We start from the raw sequence: 21,079 nt of genomic DNA on the forward strand, positions 1-21,079 counted from the left end.
ACCGAAGCACCCTTCTTACGAGAACTACTTTCTAGAGAAATCATCTCCCAAAGCGCCTAAAGCCGGTTTCTTTCTAAGCCTTTTCTGTGGCTCCGGTTCTCTTTGGGCAGGCTTGCTCGATTACAGGAAAATGCGGATAGTAGACTGACTGATGGAGATATCATCGCCTTAGATGATACCAAAGTTGAGCATCCTCACGGTAAAAAGATCCCCTTTCTTTGTTGGCTCTTTGACAGCTCGGATAAGCGCCATGTATGGTGCATTAATCTTGTGTCAACCCTAGCTGTCTTAAAGAATGGCCTTGAATATCCCATGCTGTGGCGCTTTTGGGTCAAAGCCAGTCAGGAGAATGAAAAACAAACCAAGCTTGATCTTGCGAAACAAATGCTCTTAGAGGTGCGCCAGGTGAACAATGCAAGGCTGTGGGTTGCTATGGATCGATGGTTTCTTTGCAAGAAGTTCCTGAAATGGCTTATGGATGAGAAGTTTGACTGGGTTACCAATGCCAAACGCAATACGGTGCTATTCAGGAAAATCTACGATCCCGTGCTTGGAAAGGATCATTACATCAAACTTAATCCGAAACAATTACTTCGTGAAGTTTATCCCCGGATTCGGGTTCTTGGCAAAGGCTCCGTCCTCAGTATTCCGGACATTTATATCAAAATTCCCTATGAGACCTTGACCCGAAAGGGAAAACCCATTACTAGGCAACGTTTTTTACCCATAGCCGCCATTGCAGCCACTTATGAGAAGCATGCAGCCAAGAGCAGCGTGATTCTTCAGGAAGAAGAATGCCCAGCAACCTTCAAGGATGCGTATCTCCTGATAAACAACAGAGTCGATGCACCGGAAGAAGCTGCTACTGCCTATGCAAGGAGATGGAGAATCGAAGTATTTTACCGTATAGCTAAGCAGAATCTTGGATTAACATCGTGCTATGCTCAATTTGAAGCCGCCCATTTCGCCCATGTGGAGCTCTTGTTCACCGCGAAAACCCTTCTTTGTTACGCTGCCTGGGAGTGCAATAAAGAAGGCGCCGAACAAGCCCCATCCCTCTGCGAAGTGGTCAGGTACTTTTTCAACGCCGGCTGTCGGATCCACTGTTACGAGCAGTTGATCCAAGTCTATTTTGACACAGCAACCGAGCGTTTTTCAAGGCTTATTGATAAATTTTGGCCTCAGTCTTTGGAACTCAGGTTATGGAGTTGGGAATATTATCCTAGAACTGCATAACTACTGTAAATAACATGACTTTCTATTACAAAGTTTTTCCGGTAAACCAAAAATACATCTCTGATGGGGGAAAGAGAATGGAAAGAGTCAACTGGACCAATGAAAGAACTCATCTTCCTGAAAATTAATTATCCTCGATGCACCTAGCAAGTGAATTTTACTCTTCAAAAAGTAAAATTCTAAAATCCTAAAGTCTCGCCCAGTATGATGACATGGATGTCGGTCAGTGGTGGACGTCTGCTTATTACTGTCGTAATATTACAGATTCGTTGAGGACTTTGGCAATCAACACACTCACCGAGCTTAACACACGGGTTCGGTAAATCATATTTTTTATTATTCATCGGAGCAGCGTATGTTTTGATTCGTTTATTAGCTTCTTCAACGTCTTTGACGATCTTATTGGTACCCACTATAATAATAACTTTTTTCGGCCCAAACATCATCGCTCCCACTCGATTTCCGAATGCATCGCGATTCACAAGTTCACCGGTCTGGGTAATAGCATTACTTCCCGATAAAAATATGTCGCTTGTAAGTTGCTTATAACGTCTTTCAATTCTTTCCTCTGGTGTTAAGCCTTCTTGATTGTGATCAAATAACTTGTGGCCACGTTTTCCCAACAGATCCAAGAGACCTAGATCAAGCACTGTCCTTGAGCCACCCACCCCAATCGTGGAACCAGTGGGGATGAGTTGTAAAACATAATCGATTGCCTCTTGTCGTGTGGTAACGTACTTTGCATTGAAATGATTTCTGTTTAGAGCATCAACTACTTTTTGCCCGATAACTTCAGAACGCCATTTTGTTAAATCACTCATATTAATAATTCTCCTTCTCAATGATTTGAATTTTTAAATAACATAAACTTAAATTGAACGTTGTCTTTACCAAACCATTATTTCATTTTCTCTAATGCTGAATCTATCTCTTTTTGAACAGCCTCTGATGTTTGCTTTTGATGATTTTTCTCAAGAATTCGTTTTGCAGCATTACCACCAATCTTTCCTAATGCCCATGCTGCATAGCTTCTAACTAACTCTTCAGGATCATCCATGGCAATCCCAAGGTCAGGGATCGCAGATGATTCGCCCAGATTTCCAAGAGCTATGGCAGCATTTCGCTGAAAATATTTTCGATCTTTTATATAGTTGTACATTAGCGGCTGTATTCTTGTGGTATAAAACTCATCCGTCATGTTAAGCATTTTTGAGAGACTGAAATCTTGTGCCACTTTCACCAAAAACTCATCATCCGGAAGTTTTGACTTAAGTTTTGTCTGATTGCGAGGACATACCTCTTGACAGATATCACACCCATGAACACGTGTCCCCATTTTCTCTCTGATCTCTGGAGGAATATGGCTCGTGAGTCCAGCTGGTTTCCAGCAATTTAGCCTCTGACTGGAATTTCACAGCCTTTTATTGTCAACTTTAATTATTGTATGAATAACCCTCCTATTTATCTAATTTTCATTAAAAATGGCTACACCTTCCCCTTCCCCGAAATTATAGATCATAATTAAATTGGTTAATTTCTACGAGCTGCTAAAAACCAATTCGGCTTTATACTTCATCAGATATAGCCCTTTTAATAAGAGTCTTACTATTTCTCGTTGAGTTGTAAAGTGTTTTTCAGTCGTCTAAACAAAAACAATTGCATGATATTCGATGCGATAAATATCAAATAAAGCACAGCTTCTACGGCATTCCCTCCGCTCCTCCGGCAATCTGCTTGGCGACGAATTTGACTGCCTCATCAGGGGTCTGGACAAACGGATAACGGAAGAATAAGCGTATAAGCAAGTTATTGCTCGAACTCATATATTGAGTTGGGTGACATTCCCGAATGTCATACTTTGGGGCTGCATCGTTCCAACTAACAAGGTTTAGTTCTTTCGACCAGCCTTTTGCTGATTCTGAAAGAACTCCGATTGTTTCTTTGATTTCGAATTTGATAACTTAATGAGTTAAAAAGGGATCTCATACTTACAAAATCTCAAATATTACGAAATTAATCCACTACCCTCTCTCACAAAACCTCTTTTAACAACTCCAATGCACTTTCTTCATCGGAATTATTGGTGCTAAGCTCGCCACGGAAGGCGCGGGCAAGGATTGAATGTTTCATAATGTCAATATTCCCTATTACATCACATAATTTTTTTGCCTTTTGCTCATTTCCAAGGAGTGTATCCAAAGAGCGGACAATTTCTCTTTGTTCTGCCTTTGGAGGAGGCGACACCATATATTTATGAAATTAACTCGAAATAAGAATGTTTTTAGCCCCAAGGATTGACTTTTAGCCCTAAGCTAACGCCTGCTTAATAGCTTTTTTAACATTGTCAGATGATTCATTCGCAAGTCTACTTTCAAGTACACTCCTGGAATCTTGACCACCCATTTTCCCTAATGCCCAGGCAGAATACTCTCGAATCATCTCATCAGGGTTTACTAACGCAATTTCTAAATCTTTGACATATTTTTGATCCTTTGAATTGCCCATAGCAACTGCAGCGTTTCGCATAAAATATCGTTTGTCTTTAATATAGTTATACATGATTGGTTTAATTCTGTTCGTAAAAAATTCATCCGTCATGTTAAGAATTGCTGGCAACGTAATATCCTGCCCGATTTGCTCTATATATCTGTCGACTGCTTTAGGTGTCTTCAATTTCTTTTGATTGAGTGGACAAATATCCTGACATATATCACATTCATGTATTTTACACCCTATAGTTTCTCGTAATTCATAAGGAATGAACGCAGAGATAGAACCTCTTCCGTCTTGTGTCATCCAGTTGTTAAATGAAATACACTTTTTAGGATCCAGTTTAAATGGCTCATAGATTGCCTTTGTTGGACATGCATTTATGCATGCTTTACAATTGGGGGGACATTTACTTTCCATAGTAGGTTGATCATAATCCATTTCCATATCAACAACAATAGCGCTGATGACAATATAAGAACCTGCATCATCTACATAAGCAAAGTTATTTTTACCAAAAGTTGTAACACCTGCTTGGGCAGCTGCCCATCTTGCCGGAATACCAATGTCTGAGTTTACCATGCATCCATTATTAGATAAATAGCTTTTCATCAATTGCAGTCTTGAATAGGCTATCGTACCGGGGAGCGGATTATAACACCTGGCCAGATAGATTTTTCCTATCATTTTTTTAAGTTCTTCAGGAAAATCGTTCTGAAAATAATCCCATATTAAGACAATAACTGATTTCGCTTCTTGCATAATGTTTTTAGGTGTCGCTCCATGAACTGGATTTGTTGTAGTGAAGTTCAAAATATCATACTTATCACCTCTTGAAACAACTTCAGCCACATACTCTGTGAAGTTGTCGGCAGAAGTGATGCCGACTTTAGTGTATCCAATACTTAAACCATATTCTTTTATATCTTTTGATATCATAGATCACCTCTCCAAACGTGTAATAGCACACGTACTTATGCTCATAATAACTTATTTAGGAAGTCCTGTACTTCGTTTGCGGCATCCATTATGTATTTGTAATGTTTACTGATAAGCTTAACGAATTCAGCATCCGACAATTTCTTCTTTTACCCTATTCGATCTTTCTCTATCCAGCCTGCATCGTAAGATATATTTCGCTTTATCCTCCCCTATGCGTCCTAGTGCCCAGGCAACTTAAAACCTTGTATATAATTGTACATAATCGGGTGACCTTTTTCTCAATTCAAATCCCTCCTTTATTCGTGTAATTACACTAATATTTTTAAAATTTTTATATGTCCTCAATTTTAGCAACTAATTGCGTGAGCAATTGGACATTTTCAGATCCGATTTTTAGCTCAATCCCCTTTTGTGCTTCTTCCCATAAAGGTCTACAGAGTTCCAACACCTTCGTTCCGGTCGATGTGACTTGAATTTGACGATTTCTGGTTCCTTCAGGAGAGATATCTTCAATAAACCTTTTTTGAAAAAGAGGTTTAATGTTACGGACCAATGTCGTTCGTTCCAAGCCGACATATTTAGCCAGTTCGCTCGTACTGCACACTCCTAACCGTTTTAAGTTTTTAAGCAGAGAGTATTGAGTTATTGTCAGTCCGCCGGATCTCAACATGTGGTCGTAATATTCCGTGATCGCATTAGACGCCCTTCTTAGGTTAATGCAGTTACATTGGCTCTTGGCACGTACTTTTTTTTCTCTCATGATTTAATCTCCGAATTAAAATAATCAAATAGTGTATATGCACTATTTGATTGTAGCATTGCGCTTTCCCGATGTCAAGGCAATCACACTGAGTGAATTGCCCTTCTGCCCCCGCAGTTTTAGACGGGTAGGATATGTTTCTCCATAAACTGGTCGAACTTGTCCATATAGACGTTAGAAAGCAAAGGACTTAAAATTCCACCTTATGCAAAGTAAGCGACGAAAACCTTGTATTTACAGCTTTTCTGTTTGATTTACTTTGCATAATATCCAAGGCTACTTCAAATCTAAAACCCAGGTAAAGTTACGATTAGTCTTTGACCCAGCCAGACATACCACTATAAACTGATACCAGGATACGTTTTCTTCTCCACTTTAATGATTCCACCAATATAGTATCTTGGAAGATTCGTACTTCCTTTTCAAATTAGCTTGGGGGATTATGCAAAGAAAATCAAAGAAGACATGAGGATTTATCGGCACTTCAGCAGTTTACTTTGCATAATAACTTTCTTCGCATAATGTGGATTATGCAAAGCTTAGCATAATCCACCCTGCGGACACCCGCTTAGGGTAGTGAAATATTTCCAGTCTTCCATGTACCCACATTCCAGAAAGCGTTTCATCGGTCTCACGAAGCGATTGTCTTTCACTTTTTAGCCAGAATTCCGAGTAGAATGCTGTGATCGATACTACCAAAACAGTCGCGGATATCGCCTGCAACGAACCATTTTACACTTTCCCAACCATCTTTAGCCCGAATAGAATCCAGTGCTGTGTGGCATCCCCGATTGGAACGGAAACCGTGAGAGGCGTTGCTGAATTGCGGACCAAAGTAGATATTCAGAATCAGACGAATGACTTCTCGGAGTAATTTGTCTGACCATGTTGGCAGTCCGAGAGGGCGTTGCTTCTTACTGCTCTTTTTCTTGACATATCAATGCTCTATCCTGCTTGTGGATAGATTGTTACATGCACTAGCTGTGCGCGCAATAGATTCCTGTACTTTCCATCGCCACATGGGAACACTTTCGTTCCTCTAGCCAGTCAGCAAGAGTTAACAGTTCGGGCGTCGTCGTCCCAAACGTTCTGATCTCCTTTTTCGGCTTATGTTCCAAAGGACCAAAACAACACAGGCGACCACTGTTTCTTGATGTACATCCAAACCAACACAGCATTCCAAAACTGCTTCCATTTAACGAAACCTCCTAATAAGGCGGGTGAACCCAACAATCGGAGTAATTTTAGTGAAATTTCTTACACGTGCTCAAGGCACATTTACCTGTGCTCATAGATTGTTGGAACCAGTTTATTTGTCGGGGTAAAATCCACCACAAAAAAGACGGCTTACAGAACCCCACCTTGTTAAGATTATTACCATTTATTAACGTTTAAAAAAGTTCATATTAATTTTCATTCTCCCTGTGAGCCGACAGGTTCATGGAAGTTTATTTAAAAAAACCCAAGACTATGGCTTGTTATAGTTTTATGTTATAACAAGCCATAGTCTTTTAAAGTTACCCTATATCTTTTTTATCATGCTATAGTGAATGTATGAGTGCGACAGTAATTTGATTATTGTTTACGATGACAGATACATCTAAAATATTCACTCAAAATTAAGGGGGGGCTAACAAATGAGATATAATATCGAGGATTATTTAAAGGAAAGCATTCTTGTCCTGGATGGTGCGATGGGGACTTGTATCCAAGGATATAACTTGAATGAGCAAGAATATGCAGGAAGTTGTAATTGTCATAGAGGCCAAAAGGGGAATAATGACCTTTTGAATATTACTCATCCAGAGATTATTAAAGCTATTCATAAAAATTTTCTAGTTGCTGGGGCGGATATCATTGAAACAAATACCTTTAATGCCACTAGAATATCTCAAAAAGATTATGGTATGGAGGATAAGGTCTATGATCTTAACTTCCAAGGCGCAAGGCTAGCAAGAGAAGCGGCAGATCTTTTTACTCAAGTAGATCCAAGGAAACCGCGTTTTGTAGCCGGTTCAGTTGGGCCGACCAATAGAACAGCATCACTTTCACCAGATGTTGAAAACCCAGGCATCAGAAATATTAGCTTTGATGAACTCGTACTTGCTTATGGAGAGCAGATACAGGGGCTTGTAGATGGTGGAGTAGATATTCTATTTGTTGAAACAATCTTTGATGCCTTAAATGCCAGAGCAGCAGTATTTGCAGCTGAAAGTGTCTTTGAGGAAAAAGGGTTAACACTGCCAATATTTATCTCAGGTACTATTGCAGATAAAAGTGGCCGTATTTTATCCGGTCAAACGCTTGAAGCTTTTGCACATACGATGAAGGGTGATGAAATACTTGGTATAGGGTTAAACTGTTCCTTTGGCGCCAAGGATTTAATTCCTATCATCAGATATCTTTCAAAAACACAAGATCGGTATGTAACATTTCATCCTAATGCAGGTCTGCCAAACTCCCTAGGGGAGTATGAGGAACGTCCGGAAGAAACGGCAGCCTTGGTAAAGGAATTGGCCGAGGAAGGGCATTTAAATATTGTCGGAGCATGCTGCGGTTCAACACCAGCGCATATTAAAGCGATCAGTGAAGCGGTTCGAGGGATCAAACCGAGAAAGATTCCTCTGATAGAAAAGGAGACTGTTTACTGTGGCCTTGAAGCTATCGTCATAAAGAAAGAAAACAATTTTGTGAATATTGGGGAAAGAACGAATGTTTCAGGATCAGCTAAGTTTGCAAGATTAATTAGAGAGAAACAATATGAAGAAGCATTATTTGTGGCCAAGGAACAGGTGGAAAATGGAGCCCAAATTATCGACATAAACTTTGACGATGGGCTACTTGATGCCTTAAGTGAAATGGATATATTTCTTAAGCTTCTGGCAAGCGAGCCAGAGATTTGCAGGGTTCCAGTGATGATCGATTCATCAAAATTTGAGGTTTTAGAAATAGGCTTAAAGGCAATTCAAGGTAAGGCAGTTGTGAATTCAATAAGCCTCAAAGAAGGGGAAGCGGAGTTTATTCGGCAAACAACGTTAATCAAAAGATATGGCGCAGGGATGGTAGTAATGGCTTTTGATGAACAAGGTCAGGCGGATACTTTTGAAAAGCGAATTGCAGTTTGTAAAAGAGCCTATGATATATTAGTGAATAAGGTGAAGTTTCCACCAACGGATATAATTTTTGACCCTAATATTTTAGCCATTGCCACGGGGATTGAAGAGCATAATAATTACGCGGTCGATTTTATTAACACCGTAAAATGGATCAAGGAAAACCTTCCATTCGCCAAGGTAAGTGGTGGGATAAGTAATTTATCCTTCTCCTTTAGAGGAAACAATGCCATCAGGGAAGCTATGCACTCCGTGTTTCTGTATCACGCTATTGCTGCAGGCATGGATATGGCTATTGTAAACCCCAGTATGATTCAAATTTACGATGAAATAGATAAAGAGCTCCTGGAAAAGGTTGAAGATGTTGTACTAAATAAAACACCAGATTCTGCTGAAAAACTCTTAGAGTTTGCAGAACTTTACAAAGCATCAGGCGGGGACCAAGTTGAGAATAAACTTGCCTGGAGAGAGAAGGAATCCGAGGAACGATTAATCCATGCTTTAGTAAAAGGGATAGCAGAATATATTGAAGAAGACGTTGAAGACGTCAGAAGACAATATGACAGAGCAGAAAAGGTTATTGAAGGACCGCTAATGGATGGTATGAAAGTGGTTGGAGAATTATTTGGCGAAGGCAAAATGTTTCTCCCGCAGGTTGTTAAAAGCGCCAGAGTTATGAAAAAGGCTGTAGGCTTTTTATTACCCTACATTGAGGCAGAGAAGAAGAGTAATGAAAGTAGAAGTGCAGGGAAAGTAGTCGTGGCAACGGTTAAGGGTGATGTGCATGATATTGGCAAGAACATCATTTCTGTCATTCTGTCTTGTAATAATTTTGAAGTTATCGATCTTGGCGTAATGGCCTCTTGCGAGGTAATTCTTCAAACTGCAAAAAAGGAAAAGGCAGATATCATCGCCCTGAGCGGACTTATTACTCCCTCGTTAGATGAGATGTCTAATGTGGCGGAGGAAATGGAACGGCAAGGATTTACCATTCCCCTGATGATTGGTGGTGCAACAACCTCTAAGACTCATACAGCCTTAAAGATTGCCCCTAAATATTCAAAGGGTGTAGTGAATAGTATTGATGCTTCAAAAGCCGTAGAAGCCGCTAAAAAGCTGCTTAATAAAGATGAAAGAGAAAGGTATCTAACCCAAATAGGGGAAGAATACCAAACTATAAGAGAAAACTACGGAAAAATTGAAAGAAAGCTTGTGCCCTTAGAAGAAGCTAGGAAAAAGAAATTTAATATCGATTGGAATAAGGAAAGTATCAACATTCCAAATCTAATTGGCACCAAACATTTAAAAAATTTTCCCATCAGCGAGCTTAGAAAATATATCGATTGGTCTTTCTTCTTTGTGGCTTGGGATATGGGAATGGTGTATCCTAAAATTATGGAAGATCCTAAATATGGTGGAGAAGCTAAAAAACTTTTTGCTGATGCCAATGAAATGTTAGATTTGCTAGAGAGGGAAGACATACTTACAGCCAATGCTGTTTTGGGTATTTTTCCTGCTAACTCTCTAGGAGATGACCTTGAAATGTACCATAATGGAAGTGTTACAACCTTCAATATGTTAAGGCAGCAAGAGGTTTCCCAGGATAATGTCTATAGATGCCTTGCAGATTATATAGCCCCTAAGGATAGTGGGATAACTGATTATTTAGGTGGCTTTATTGTAACGGCAGGCGTTGGTGCGAAGGAGTATGCCGAAAAACTTAAAGAACAAGGTAATGACTACGGAGCAATCATGGTAAAACTTCTTGCTGATCGGTTAGCAGAAGCCTTTGCAGGGTTATTACATCTTCAGGTCAGAACGGATTATTGGGGATACTCTCCAGATGAAAATCTCGAGCTTAAATCGCTATTAAAAGGGTCATTTAAGGGAATAAGACCAGCCTTTGGATATCCTTGTCTTAGGGATCATGCTGAAAAAACAAAGCTCTTTCAGCTTTTAGAGGGGGAAAGTAAGACTGGTATCACTTTAACAGGACATTATATGATGGATCCTGTTGCTAGTGTGTGCGGGCTGTACTTCGCCTCTGAAGTGGCAAAATATTTTGATATTCACAGAATTGATAAGGCTCAAGTGGATGATTACGCAAAGCGCAACAATAAAGAGCTTAAAGAGATTGAGAAGATGTTAACTACGATTTTGGCGTATAAATAAGAAAATGGAGGCGGTAATTTACTACCTAATATCCGCAAAGGCTCCTACATTTTTTCCTCCACTGCTAATAGCAGAACGCGAACTTGAAAAGGAACTACGAGTTACATTTTTAGGATTGCCGCAATTACGAAACTTCTCGACCTCTTTAACAACAATTGCTCTTATACGATCTTCGTACTTCTCGGCAAATCTATCCCAGTGTCTCTCTTTATCAAAAAAAATCTGTCTCAAAATGTTATTTTCCATAACTCCTTCATACCAAATTTGCAAGTAAAGGGGTACCCCAAAACTTATACTTTCTGCCCTGAAAATTACAAAAGTTGGGCTAAATGTTCGCTTTAGGAATTAGACAACACTAAACTACACCCAAGGTTACCGTTTCAAAAGGATAAATATTAGAACTTTCCAACTCAAGAAACAAAGTTACCAGGGCTATTTTTCAATGTTCCTATAGTTTTTATTGATGACTTTTATGCCGTTTGTTCTTGAACACTCACTAATAAACCAAAGGACTCTAGTCTTTTGATCGAATTCCTAACCAAGATGTCCTTCTTGCGTTCGTCAAAATAGTTAAATCCTAAATCCACATATTCTTGTTTCGCGTTAACAAGATATGTACTAGGGATAGTATTGTATGTCCTACAGCTATCGCCGCCTTATTCTTTCCTCGTCGAGCGGCGACACGATGGTATTGAGCTGATAAGTAGGTGTTTTTCTGACGAGAAGCCGCTTTTGCTGCTTCAGTTAGGGCACTTCTTAGCTTCTTGTTTCCTTTACGCGTCTTAGTGGACTTTTTTTTCCCTGCGCTTTCATCATGACCTGGAGTCATCCCTGCCCATGAACATAAGTGTCCAGGCGTAGGGAAGCGAGACATATCTGTGCCAACTTCCGCTATTATCTGTTCAGCGGTTCGTCTTCCAACTCCAGGTATGGAATCCAATATCTTTAGTTCTTCCGTAAAAGGAGTCATACGTTTCTCGATTTCTTCGTCCAACTCGCTAATCAGTTCATTGAGGTAATCGATATGCGCTAATTGTTTCTCCATCATATGCAGTTGATGCGCTTCGAGTCGTCCTTCAAGAGCAAGTTTCAAATGTTCTTTTTTGTCCTTCAGCTTCTTGAGAGCAGAATCTGCCAAAATAGAAGTGTCTCTCTCTCCATTGATCATGGCTTCCAGCATATTTCGTCCAGAGACACCTAAGACATTCGAAGCCACAGAGGAAAGTTTAATGTTACCTCCCTCTAATACCTTTTGGAGGCGATTTACTTCCCGAGTTCTTTCTTCGATGATGCTTCGTCGGTAGCGGACGATCTCTTTCAATTCTCTTTGCTCCCGGTCCGGTATATAACTTCCTTGAACTAGACCATGACGTAGTATCCGCGCAATCCATTCGGCACCTTTAACATCTGTTTTACGTCCCGGCACCGCTTTTATATGCTGCGCATTGACACCATTGGATGAAGGTTCTCCGGTTCTAATAGGTTATAAATGGGTTTCCAGTAGTCACCTGTGCTCTCCATCGCGACATGGGAACAGCGGCTGCTTTTGATCCAGTCCACAAGTTCGATCAGATTCCGAGTCATTGTTGCAAATGTTCGAATCTCCTTTCGTGATGATGCAGGCTGTGATACTCTTTTTATGCACATCCAACCCGCAACAACGTTCATGTAAGACTTCCATACCATAGCTTCTCCTTAGACTGGTTTTGTTTAAGGCAGGTGCAACAACCAATAGGGGTTATTCTGCCCTGCGTGCTTCCCGAGGGAGCAACAATCTGCGATGCACCGGGTCGTTGTGGTCCGTCTGATACGCGGGCTCGCGACACCAAGAAAGTTCGACCTACCTTCGCCAGCCATAGTAGTAGTATGGACAAAATTTTTATTCATCAGTGGTGCCGCAAAGCGGCATGGGGGTCTGATACGTCGAGAAAACATGGCCACCTTAAAATACAAAATTATAGATGTGGCAGTCTATTGCATGAAATAGAGGTTGCGTAGATCTGCGGGCCCCTTAATAAAGAAATTATTAGAACGATTCAAAGAATCCTCTTTTTGGTGTTCCTAAAAACAAGTTGAGAGTAAAATCAGCAATTACTTCTGTTGATTTTACTCTCCTATTTTTGCTTGAAAGTGAAAAGAAGCTGTCTTTTCATGAATGTCCTTTGACATCATTATGAGACAGCCCCATTGTTTCTGATCAGTTCCAGCAGCTGCTCTGTTCCGACGATCTCTCGGTCGAAGCCGTTATTATCCAGAAGCTGGCTTCTTTTCTTTTTTATAGCGGCAAGCTCTACATTCAGGGTGTTTAGCCGCTCTATAAATACTGCAGGGTCGATATACCCCTTCGATACCAATCTACTGAGTATATGACCCTGCTCTGTAAGCTCCATGATTCTGTTACTGCAGTCCCCGATTTCCTGCTCCTGCTGCTCGTCCATTCGAAGCTTTTTGAGCACTTCCAGCAGGGGAGTGAGGATTTCGGTATAATTGCTTTTGAGCTTGCCCCACATCATGCCGAAAGCCCATTGAACGTCATCCTCTCGGATTGCCTTTTGGCTACATTTGGTGTTGTCCAAAATGTGCTGGCGGCAGCACCATTGAATTTTCTCATAAGGCTTGCCTATGTAAATTTTCTGCCTTCGGAATATACCGCCGCATTCTCCGCATAAGATTTTGCTGCTGAAGGCGTACCGGCTTTGGTATTTCTCCGAATCGTCCATCCCCATCTGCTTTCTGCGGTATTCAAAGATTTCCCTGATCGCCTCCGCCTGTTCATGTGAGATAATGGGTTCATGGTTGTCCTCAATAAGGTATTGAGGAAGCTGACCCTTGTCTCTCTGTCGCTTAAACGGCAGCACCTCTGTGGTACTTTAGATCGCAACTGCAACAATACAGGCAATTATAGATAATAAATGCCGTGTGAAACATCGCAGATCTATAACATAAACAAAAATTCATTCCTTTGCATATTCTAAAAAATTTATTATCGTTTACATAAAAATCAAGACCTGCTGCAAAAATGGGCAGGTCTTGACGCATGTAATCTCACGGTAACCAGGCTGTCATAATGTTTAGAGCACCTTAGACCCTACGGCATTGCGTCCCTGCCTTTAGGCAGGTTTGCCCTTAACATTATTTGTTTTTTAAATCTTTTAAAATACCGCATAATTGCAGTTGATGCCACCCTTGGTGTATATCGTGGCAAAGTTCATACTGCAGATTCAAACATATTCTAGATTCTGATATAAAAAGTTTACGGTATTGCCGATATCCACAGCATCGGTCATCAAACATTGGACGTCATCATCGTCCAGAAACTCTATTTGATATACTTTTTTAAGAGCAATGAAGCGTTATGGCCACCAAATCCAAAACCATTTGATAAGGCATAATTTACTTCATGTTTGATTGCCTTATTAGGCACATAATCCAAATCGCAATCCTCATCTGGCACAGTTAAATTGATCGTAGGAGGTATCATGCCCTCCTCTACAACTTTCAAAGTTATGATAGCTTCTATTCCTCCAGCTGCACCAAATAAATGACCTGTCATGGACTTTGTAGCATTGACTTTTATACGGTAGGCATCTTCTTTAAACAATGCTTTAATCGCCTTTGTTTCAGATTTATCTCCCTCTGGAGTACCTGTTGCGTGTGCGTTAATATAATCGACCTGTTTAGGTGATATTCCTGCCATATCAATCGCTGATTTCATTGCTCCTTCTGCCCCTTGATAATCGGGGCTTGTAATATGGTAGGCGTCAGTAGTCGCGCCGTATCCAACAATTTCACCAAGTATCTTAGCTCCGCGATTTTGGGCATGCTCCAATTCCTCCAGGAATAAAATTCCCGCACCTTCCGACATTACAAATCCATCCCTCAATTTATCAAAGGGACGGCTTGCCTGTTCTGGGTTCTCATTATTTGTGGACATCGCATGCATATTGGTAAATCCGGAAAATGCAAATGTATTGATTGCTGCTTCAGATCCGCCAGCTATCACCGCATCTGTATAGCCGTGCTTGATACTTAAAAACGCTTCTCCAATAGCCTGATTGGATGTTGCACAAGCCGATACCGGAGAAAAACTTGGCCCCGTAAAGCCTGTTTTAATGGCTATAATACCCGCTGCCATATTGCCGATCATCATAGGAACCATAAAAGGGGAAACATGCCTGTTTCCTCTGGTCATAAATTTTTCGTGATTTTTTATTATTGTCTTAATACCGCCAATACCTGAGCCTACATAGATACCGACTCTGTTTTTGTTAAAATTTATATCCTGTACATTTGCCATTTCAATTGCTTGTTTTGCTGCCGCATAAGCATATTGGATGAATAAATCATATCTATTTATCTCTTTTCCATCAAAGTAATCCTTGGAAGAAAAATCTTCGATATATCCGGCAATACGGGAAGGAATTTCCGAAAAAGACGAATCAGAAATCCTCTTTATTCCGCTCTTTCCGCTTGTGCTTTATGAGGCGCAGAGCATATTCAGTAATTTCGTCTTTTTTTACAGTCACAATTTTAAATTTTACTCAATTTGCCTCAATTAACTCCGTATTATTTGTATTTTCTAGATAACAGAATTGTTTCGAGAAAAGCTTTTGGTATAACCAGCGGCTTTTGCCGCATGACGCTGGGAAACTTCACCAATAGGAAGAGGTTTTGACTGATCTCCTGGGAAGCTCGGGGCGGTCTCCATTGATTTGCAGTTAAATTTCCTCTCGACAAACCGGGCAACTTTGTGACTGGAGCTATGTATAAATTCCACGAAATCTATTCTACCGCCAGCCGCCACAACAAGATCTTCACTTTCACAGCTGGATCCTTCTCTAAATGCCATAACAATCAGAAAACTTACAATCAGGGAATATAGAATCCAGTTTCGGACTAAGTGGGCTATTATAGTCAGCGGCGTTACCAATTCGTACGTCATCAATACCCAAACTGAAAACATAATCTCTTATATTTCCTTTATTTTATTCGCTTTGTTAATATCCATAATATATTACCTCCTCCTGACTTTAGGACTTATAAGACGAAAAACTGCTAGCACTCAGCCCTGAAAACCGTTTAGATAGCGGAGTTCAGGGCTGATTTTTATGTAGAAAATATATTATATTTTGTCCTATTATGTCCTTTTATATTAGTTGCGATTATGGTATAATAGTTTTAGATATTTTTATCCAGAGGAGCCTTCTGTATGTACGTTGCCATAACAGGCTCGGGCAAGGCCCGGGTCATACAGTTTAGAGAAGATACCCGTATTCCGGGAACAACGAAGAAAAAGACGCATGTCGTGAAGACGATTGGTAACTATGAACGAATGCTCGCTGAGGATCCGGACATTATTGCCAAGCTTAAGGCTGAAGCAGCTGAACTGACAAGGGCAAAGAAGGAAACGACGCTCCTCTCGCTTTAAGCGTTACCGTTATGGACATCACATCACCTCAGGATGTTGTTCCTTCCTTCAGGTTCGGTCATGCGCTAATCAAACAGCTTTGGAGCACTATGGGGTTAGACGCCTTTTTTCTTGCTAATTGCGGAAAGCGCAATGCTACAGCTGTTGGACAAGCTCTATTCTACCTTGTCGCCCATCGCTGCGCAGATCCTTGCAGTATCCATGCGAGTGCATTGGAACAGAATTCCTATGCGGGTATCCTTTCTCTTGGGATCGATGTCCTTTACGATGTTCTTGATGTACTCTCCCAGCAGAAAGAGGCCATCATAAGCCACCTTGCTGACTTCTTTGAAAAGAAAACCAGCCGCAGTGGTCCTGAAGCATACTATGACGTCACAACGTACGCTTTTGAGAGCACCCGCTGGGGCGAATTACGAATGTTTGGCTTCTCGAAGGATCACAAAAATAACGAAGTTCAGGTGGTCATGGGGCTGCTTTTGGACAACAACGGCATACCCATAACGTATGAACTTTTTCCAGGCAACACGATGGATCAGTGTACTCTGACCCGATCGGTAGAGAAGCTTAAGAGTCTGTACAGGCTGGAAAAGATCACGGTGGTTGCCGACAGAGGACTCAACAGCGGCAGCAATCTTGAGTACCTCTGCAAGGGTGGGCACGACTTCGTCATCAGCTATACTTTAAAGCGTTCTCCTGACTCCTTTAAGGAACTTGTATGGAACGACGAAGGATGGCAAGATAGTGTGGACCTTGCCACAGGGGAGATAACCTCTCGTTCCAAGATCGTAGAGCAAATACTGGAGGTCAAGGTTCCCATAGATCAGGATGAGGAAAGTGCTGAAAAGAAAAAAAGAGGAAGGCCCAGGAAGTACACTATTGAAAAAATTCCCGTAAAGATACACTTAACCTGGTCGGCCAAACGGGCTAACAAAGACAGATCCGACAGGGAACGCGTACTAGAGAAGCTCAAGAAACGCCTTGACAAACCCTATCAGCTTAAGGCTGCAGTAAAACGGGGTTGCAATCAGTTTTTGCAGATGGAGCTTGACACAGAAGATTGGAAGCTGGATGAAGCAAAAATTGAGCAAGCCGCCCGCTATGATGGGTATTATGCGGTCATTACCAACAACCTGAACTTGAGCACAGATGAGGTTTCCAAGATATACGGAGGACTATGGAAGATCGAAGAGAGTTTTAGAATACTTAAGACTGACCTTAGAGCACGACCGGTTTTCGTATGGAATGACGAACATATTAAGGGGCACTTTGCCATGTGTTTCATCGCGTTATGCATACTCCGTTATGCACAGTACTTACTCGAACAATCAATGGGCAAGAGCGTTTCGGCCGCGCAAATCATGGAAGCAATACAGGACCCCCTTGCATTAGTTCAGGGAGAATACCCAAATAATATCGTTACCCCAACCCAAGTTTCCCAGACTTATCTCGATCTCGCATCGATACTCAAACTGACTCCTCTAAAGACAAACATGACACTGACCAAGTTCCGTTCATGCACAAAATTGGATCTAACAATAAACCTAAAATAATAGGACAATTTAAAATCGCTGAATCTCTTGCGCATCAAGTGATTCAGCGATTTTTCGTCTTTTATCTTCTAAAGTCAGGATCTCTTATATTTCCTTTATTTTATTCGCTTTGTTAATATCCATAATATATTACCTCCTCGTATAATTGATTTAGTTCCACCCCACGAGTCCAAAAAACTAATGGAACGTGGGGTATTTAAATGACCATAGAAAACTGGAAATTCAGTTAGTATGGTTAACATCAACAAGATGCGCGCAGGATAACGCATACTCCATGTAGCCATCGTGCCTGTGGGCAGTGTGGACAAGTCAACCCCAAAGCATACTTCAAATTCAACTTGTCCAAAGCCTGTTGGGAAAGCTCTTTTAAGACAGACCCCAAAGTGCTTTTCCACAGGATGGCACTGCCCACAGGCTCAGGATGAGGAATACTTGATTTTGGGAAGGGGGTGCGGGGGAAACCCTTTTTGTTAGAGACTCTTTTGATGACTAACAAATGGCTTTTCCCCTTTAAAGGAACACACTTTCACTAAAAAGATTCCTCAGATCGTTCTTTAACAAAATAGTATTTAAGTTTGTTGGGATTTCAGGCAAAATGGTACCGTGAGGTTCGTTCTGGCAAGGCCTTCTCCTCCTTGAGGCTTTGACCTCTTTATTAAGTCTGACTGCCAGCCCACAATTTGAACTTTTAACTCGAAGGTTGCACAGCTTAAAGGGAATCCCCTCCGATGGTAGCAGATCGGCTGGATCCAAGGTCTTTTTAAGACAAGTGCTGATTCGGCGAGGTTGTTGACCTGTTGTGGTGCCTGGTCCCAACGTTAATCTTACACATTCTTCGGCTCAGAAAGTGAGGTGATTTTACTTGAGTTTATTTGTCGGTATTGATGTGAGTTCCAGTGATTTTAAAGTGCGAATCTTAGATGAGCGGGGTAATGAACCGGTAAAAAAACTGCGGGCTTTGAATGATCAGCCTGGTTGTGAGCAAGTTACCCGATATCTCTCTGAAGCCTGCGCTAAAGAGAATGAGGACCGGCTGGTTATTGGTTTAGAGGCCACTTCCGTGTACAGTTGGCCGTTACAAATGTTCTTGGCGGAAGACCCTTGTTTAGCACCTTTACAGCCCCAAATCTATTCCTTTAACCCCAAGGTCGTTGCTAATTTCAAGAAAGCTTATGTGGACCTTCCGAAGAACGACTGGATTGATGCCTGGGTCATTGCCGAACGTTTACGCTTCGGCCGGCTCCCAGAAGGCTCTCAGGTTGATTTCCGCTACTTACCATTACAGCGCCTCACTCGCTTTCGTTGTCATATGATTGAGATGATCTCCAGAGAGAAGAACTATTTTCTCACGAACTTGTTCTTGAAGTTTAGCACGCTTGCCCAAGGTACGGTTTTTAGCAACACTTTCGGCGCTACTTCTGAATCCTTGACACTTGAGTTTTTTTCTCCAGAAGAGGTTGCGGCTCGACCGCTTGATGAACTGATTGATTTCCTCATGGAGAAAGGAAAAAGTCATTTCGAGGATCCAGAAGCCAAAGCCAGAGAGTTGAAGGAAGCCGCCCGCAAGGCCCATCGACTACGTGGAAGCCTATTGCAACCCATTAACCTTATCCTGGCCACGAGCATCGAAACCATCCACACTTTAGAGAAGCAGGTAAAGAAAATCGATAAGGCGATCGAAGCAGAAATCAGGCATTTCTCTAATACGCTCATTACCGTTCCCGGTATTGGCCCAGTGCTTTCAGCTGGTATTATTGCTGAGATTGGAGACATCCGTCGTTTTCCAAATGAAGGAGCCTTAGCAAAGTTTATTGGGTTAACCTGGCGTTCTCACCAGTCAGGTGATTTTACAGCCGATGACACACCCTTAACCCGAACCGGCAACACCTACTTGCGCAGTTATATCATCCAGGCTGCTAATTAGTACGCCAAAAGGAACCGGAGTACAAAGCCTTCTACCAACGTAAATTCTCGGAAAGTAAGACTCACCATCATCGCCGTGCTCTAGTGCTTACTGCACGTAAACTCGTCCGTATGGTTGATGCTCTGCTACGCAGCAACCAAATCTATATGCCACATGGCAATAGGGGGAATGCAAACTAAGCATGAACTACGATAATTGAAATCCCATTTTTGTAACTTTTTCCCATATCTTTTTGGGAATGAGATGGTTTCTTATTGTCTTTTTTACCCACTGATTATTAACTTACTGAAAAATTGACTCGCTTAGGGTCTTGACATATTACCGAAGGACTTACAAGATATGATATTACTTAGCACTGAATACTCTATCAGTGCTAAGGTATAAGTGTAGCCATCTGGTGGTCTTTGAACCATGCCAATGTAAGTTTATATCAGTCATTTTTTAGTTCAGTTATATCTCTGCAAACACAATAAATGCATAAAGATAATTTTCCCTTAATTTGAGCTCTTCGCATAGGACAGTAATATTTATCGTTTTGCTTAATGATTTTCTCTGTTCCTTGCATAATCATTCCCAACGGGTGAAGCGGTTTTTTGCTTATGAAAGCCAAATAGGTTGAGATAATTCTAATATATTGTTTTAAGTCTATTTGTCCGGGAGCATTTTCGTCCATATAAATCTCTATACGATTCGAAAAATCTTCTATCAAATGTGGATTGATGTCCTCCGGATTATTTACATTTTCTTTTCTTATGATCTCGAAGTAATTACTTAAGTTATAGTTGGACATTAAATTACTTATATATTCTATACTACCTGGTTCAAAGACCTGATTAGTAGATTTATTGAGGTTTAGAAAGTTTTCGATATGTAGAGATTCGGCTTCATTTTTTATTATTATAAATAGATCCTGAGTATTCATAATTCTCGCCATTTTCAATTTAACAATTTCACGTTCATTTTTTATCATAAAGCACCTCCACAATAAGACAGATAATTCAAATAGTCTCTATCTCAGATAATAATGCTGCGAGATTCTTTACATTATCTTTTCCAAGCCTTTGTTCAATAAATGCCTGGGCTTCCTGCCAAAGTAGCTCTGTTGAGTGATAGCGTTTTATACCTTCATCAGTCAATTGGAGGTGACGGTTACGTGTCCCTCTTGGTGAGATATCAATAATCAAGTCTTCTCTTTCAGGCGGCTCGAGATTTCTTACAAGAGTCGTTCGATCAAGTCCGACTTTCAAAGCTAAATCACTTACGCAAACAGGACTCAAAAGTTTAATATTTTGTAGTAGTGAGAATTGACCAGCAGTTAACCCTTTTGGGGATAGTTTTTGATTATAAATTTTTGTTATTACCAGAGAAGCCCGACGCAAATTTTGGCAGGCACACGTTGAGGGCCTTCTTTCAGTAATTTGGCTTTTCTTATCCATAAACTTCTCATCCTATACAAATTGGTGT

The 21,079-nt window shown here is 40.9% G+C and carries 13 protein-coding genes, 4 pseudogenes and 1 riboswitch; of the genes and pseudogenes, 6 read left to right on the plus strand and 11 right to left on the minus strand.

Annotated elements, in window-relative coordinates:
* The first annotated feature begins 102 nt into the window (after positions 1-102).
* The gene (locus DHBDCA_RS05895) at positions 103-1,236 is read left to right on the plus strand and encodes a transposase (protein WP_015043279.1); all 1,134 of its coding nucleotides are present in this window, start codon (positions 103-105) and stop codon (positions 1,234-1,236) included.
* Between the two features lie 179 nt (positions 1,237-1,415).
* On the opposite strand, the gene DHBDCA_RS05900 is transcribed toward DHBDCA_RS05895, so the two are convergent.
* The 4 genes from DHBDCA_RS05900 to DHBDCA_RS05920 all read right to left on the minus strand — a co-directional run bounded on the left by DHBDCA_RS05900 (position 1,416) and on the right by DHBDCA_RS05920 (position 5,428).
* On the minus strand, positions 1,416-2,057 hold the full coding sequence (locus DHBDCA_RS05900; protein WP_015043281.1) for a lactate utilization protein: 642 nt from the start codon (positions 2,055-2,057) through the stop codon (positions 1,416-1,418).
* A 77-nt stretch (positions 2,058-2,134) separates the two neighbouring features.
* The gene (locus DHBDCA_RS05905; protein WP_242825007.1) at positions 2,135-2,476 is read right to left on the minus strand and encodes a HEAT repeat domain-containing protein; all 342 of its coding nucleotides are present in this window, start codon (positions 2,474-2,476) and stop codon (positions 2,135-2,137) included.
* Between the two features lie 1,067 nt (positions 2,477-3,543).
* On the minus strand, positions 3,544-4,665 hold the full coding sequence (locus DHBDCA_RS05915; protein WP_015043273.1) for an epoxyqueuosine reductase: 1,122 nt from the start codon (positions 4,663-4,665) through the stop codon (positions 3,544-3,546).
* Positions 4,666-4,999: 334 nt separating this feature from the next.
* Positions 5,000-5,428 carry a MarR family winged helix-turn-helix transcriptional regulator gene (locus tag DHBDCA_RS05920; protein WP_034377870.1) on the minus strand — a complete coding sequence of 143 codons (429 nt, stop codon included), beginning with the start codon at positions 5,426-5,428 and terminating at the stop codon, positions 5,000-5,002.
* A gap of 682 nt (positions 5,429-6,110) precedes the next feature.
* Between DHBDCA_RS05920 and DHBDCA_RS15730 the strand changes: the two genes are divergently transcribed.
* Positions 6,111-6,302 carry a hypothetical protein gene (locus DHBDCA_RS15730; RefSeq protein ID WP_015043285.1) on the plus strand — a complete coding sequence of 64 codons (192 nt, stop codon included), beginning with the start codon at positions 6,111-6,113 and terminating at the stop codon, positions 6,300-6,302.
* A 763-nt stretch (positions 6,303-7,065) separates the two neighbouring features.
* Positions 7,066-10,713 carry a methionine synthase gene (metH, locus tag DHBDCA_RS05925; RefSeq protein ID WP_015043286.1) on the plus strand — a complete coding sequence of 1,216 codons (3,648 nt, stop codon included), beginning with the start codon at positions 7,066-7,068 and terminating at the stop codon, positions 10,711-10,713.
* A 21-nt stretch (positions 10,714-10,734) separates the two neighbouring features.
* Here the strand turns inward: metH and DHBDCA_RS05930 are convergent, their stop codons facing one another.
* From DHBDCA_RS05930 to DHBDCA_RS05960, 5 genes and pseudogenes are all read right to left on the minus strand, one after another.
* Entirely contained in the window at positions 10,735-10,959 is a 225-nt protein-coding gene (locus DHBDCA_RS05930; protein WP_034378708.1) for a hypothetical protein, read from the minus strand.
* Between the two features lie 224 nt (positions 10,960-11,183).
* A pseudogene (locus DHBDCA_RS05935) lies at positions 11,184-12,394 on the minus strand (IS110 family transposase).
* Positions 12,395-12,899: 505 nt separating this feature from the next.
* Positions 12,900-13,580, minus strand: a pseudogene (locus tag DHBDCA_RS05950) (zinc ribbon domain-containing protein); the annotation flags it as partial.
* Between the two features lie 179 nt (positions 13,581-13,759).
* Positions 13,760-13,848, minus strand: a riboswitch (cyclic di-GMP riboswitch).
* 184 nt (positions 13,849-14,032) lie between these two features.
* Positions 14,033-15,172: pseudogene (fabF, locus tag DHBDCA_RS05955) on the minus strand (beta-ketoacyl-ACP synthase II); the annotation flags it as partial.
* A gap of 120 nt (positions 15,173-15,292) precedes the next feature.
* Entirely contained in the window at positions 15,293-15,676 is a 384-nt protein-coding gene (locus DHBDCA_RS05960) for a hypothetical protein (RefSeq protein WP_034378725.1), read from the minus strand.
* Positions 15,677-15,922: 246 nt separating this feature from the next.
* On the opposite strand from DHBDCA_RS05960, the gene DHBDCA_RS15735 reads away from it, so the two are divergent.
* The 3 genes and pseudogenes from DHBDCA_RS15735 (at position 15,923) to DHBDCA_RS05970 (ending at position 19,794) form a co-directional block, all read left to right on the plus strand.
* Positions 15,923-16,141 (plus strand): hypothetical protein, encoded by a 219-nt coding sequence (locus DHBDCA_RS15735; RefSeq protein ID WP_015043291.1) that lies wholly within the window; start codon positions 15,923-15,925, stop codon positions 16,139-16,141.
* 11 nt (positions 16,142-16,152) lie between these two features.
* Positions 16,153-17,691, plus strand: a complete 1,539-nt coding sequence (locus DHBDCA_RS05965; protein WP_242824983.1) for an IS1634 family transposase — start codon at positions 16,153-16,155, stop codon at positions 17,689-17,691.
* Between the two features lie 862 nt (positions 17,692-18,553).
* A pseudogene (locus tag DHBDCA_RS05970) lies at positions 18,554-19,794 on the plus strand (IS110 family transposase).
* A 251-nt stretch (positions 19,795-20,045) separates the two neighbouring features.
* Here the strand turns inward: DHBDCA_RS05970 and DHBDCA_RS14700 are convergent.
* Both DHBDCA_RS14700 and DHBDCA_RS05980 read right to left on the minus strand, forming a co-directional pair.
* Positions 20,046-20,585, minus strand: coding sequence for a DUF2115 domain-containing protein (locus tag DHBDCA_RS14700; protein WP_015045267.1), 540 nt, complete (start codon positions 20,583-20,585; stop codon positions 20,046-20,048).
* A gap of 28 nt (positions 20,586-20,613) precedes the next feature.
* Positions 20,614-21,051: a MarR family winged helix-turn-helix transcriptional regulator gene (locus DHBDCA_RS05980; RefSeq protein WP_034378187.1), complete on the minus strand. Its 438-nt coding sequence runs from the start codon at positions 21,049-21,051 to the stop codon at positions 20,614-20,616.
* Positions 21,052-21,079: the final 28 nt, after the last annotated feature.

The organism is Dehalobacter sp. DCA (genome assembly GCF_000305775.1).
Taxonomy (GTDB): Bacteria; Bacillota; Desulfitobacteriia; order Desulfitobacteriales; family Syntrophobotulaceae; genus Dehalobacter; species Dehalobacter alkaniphilus.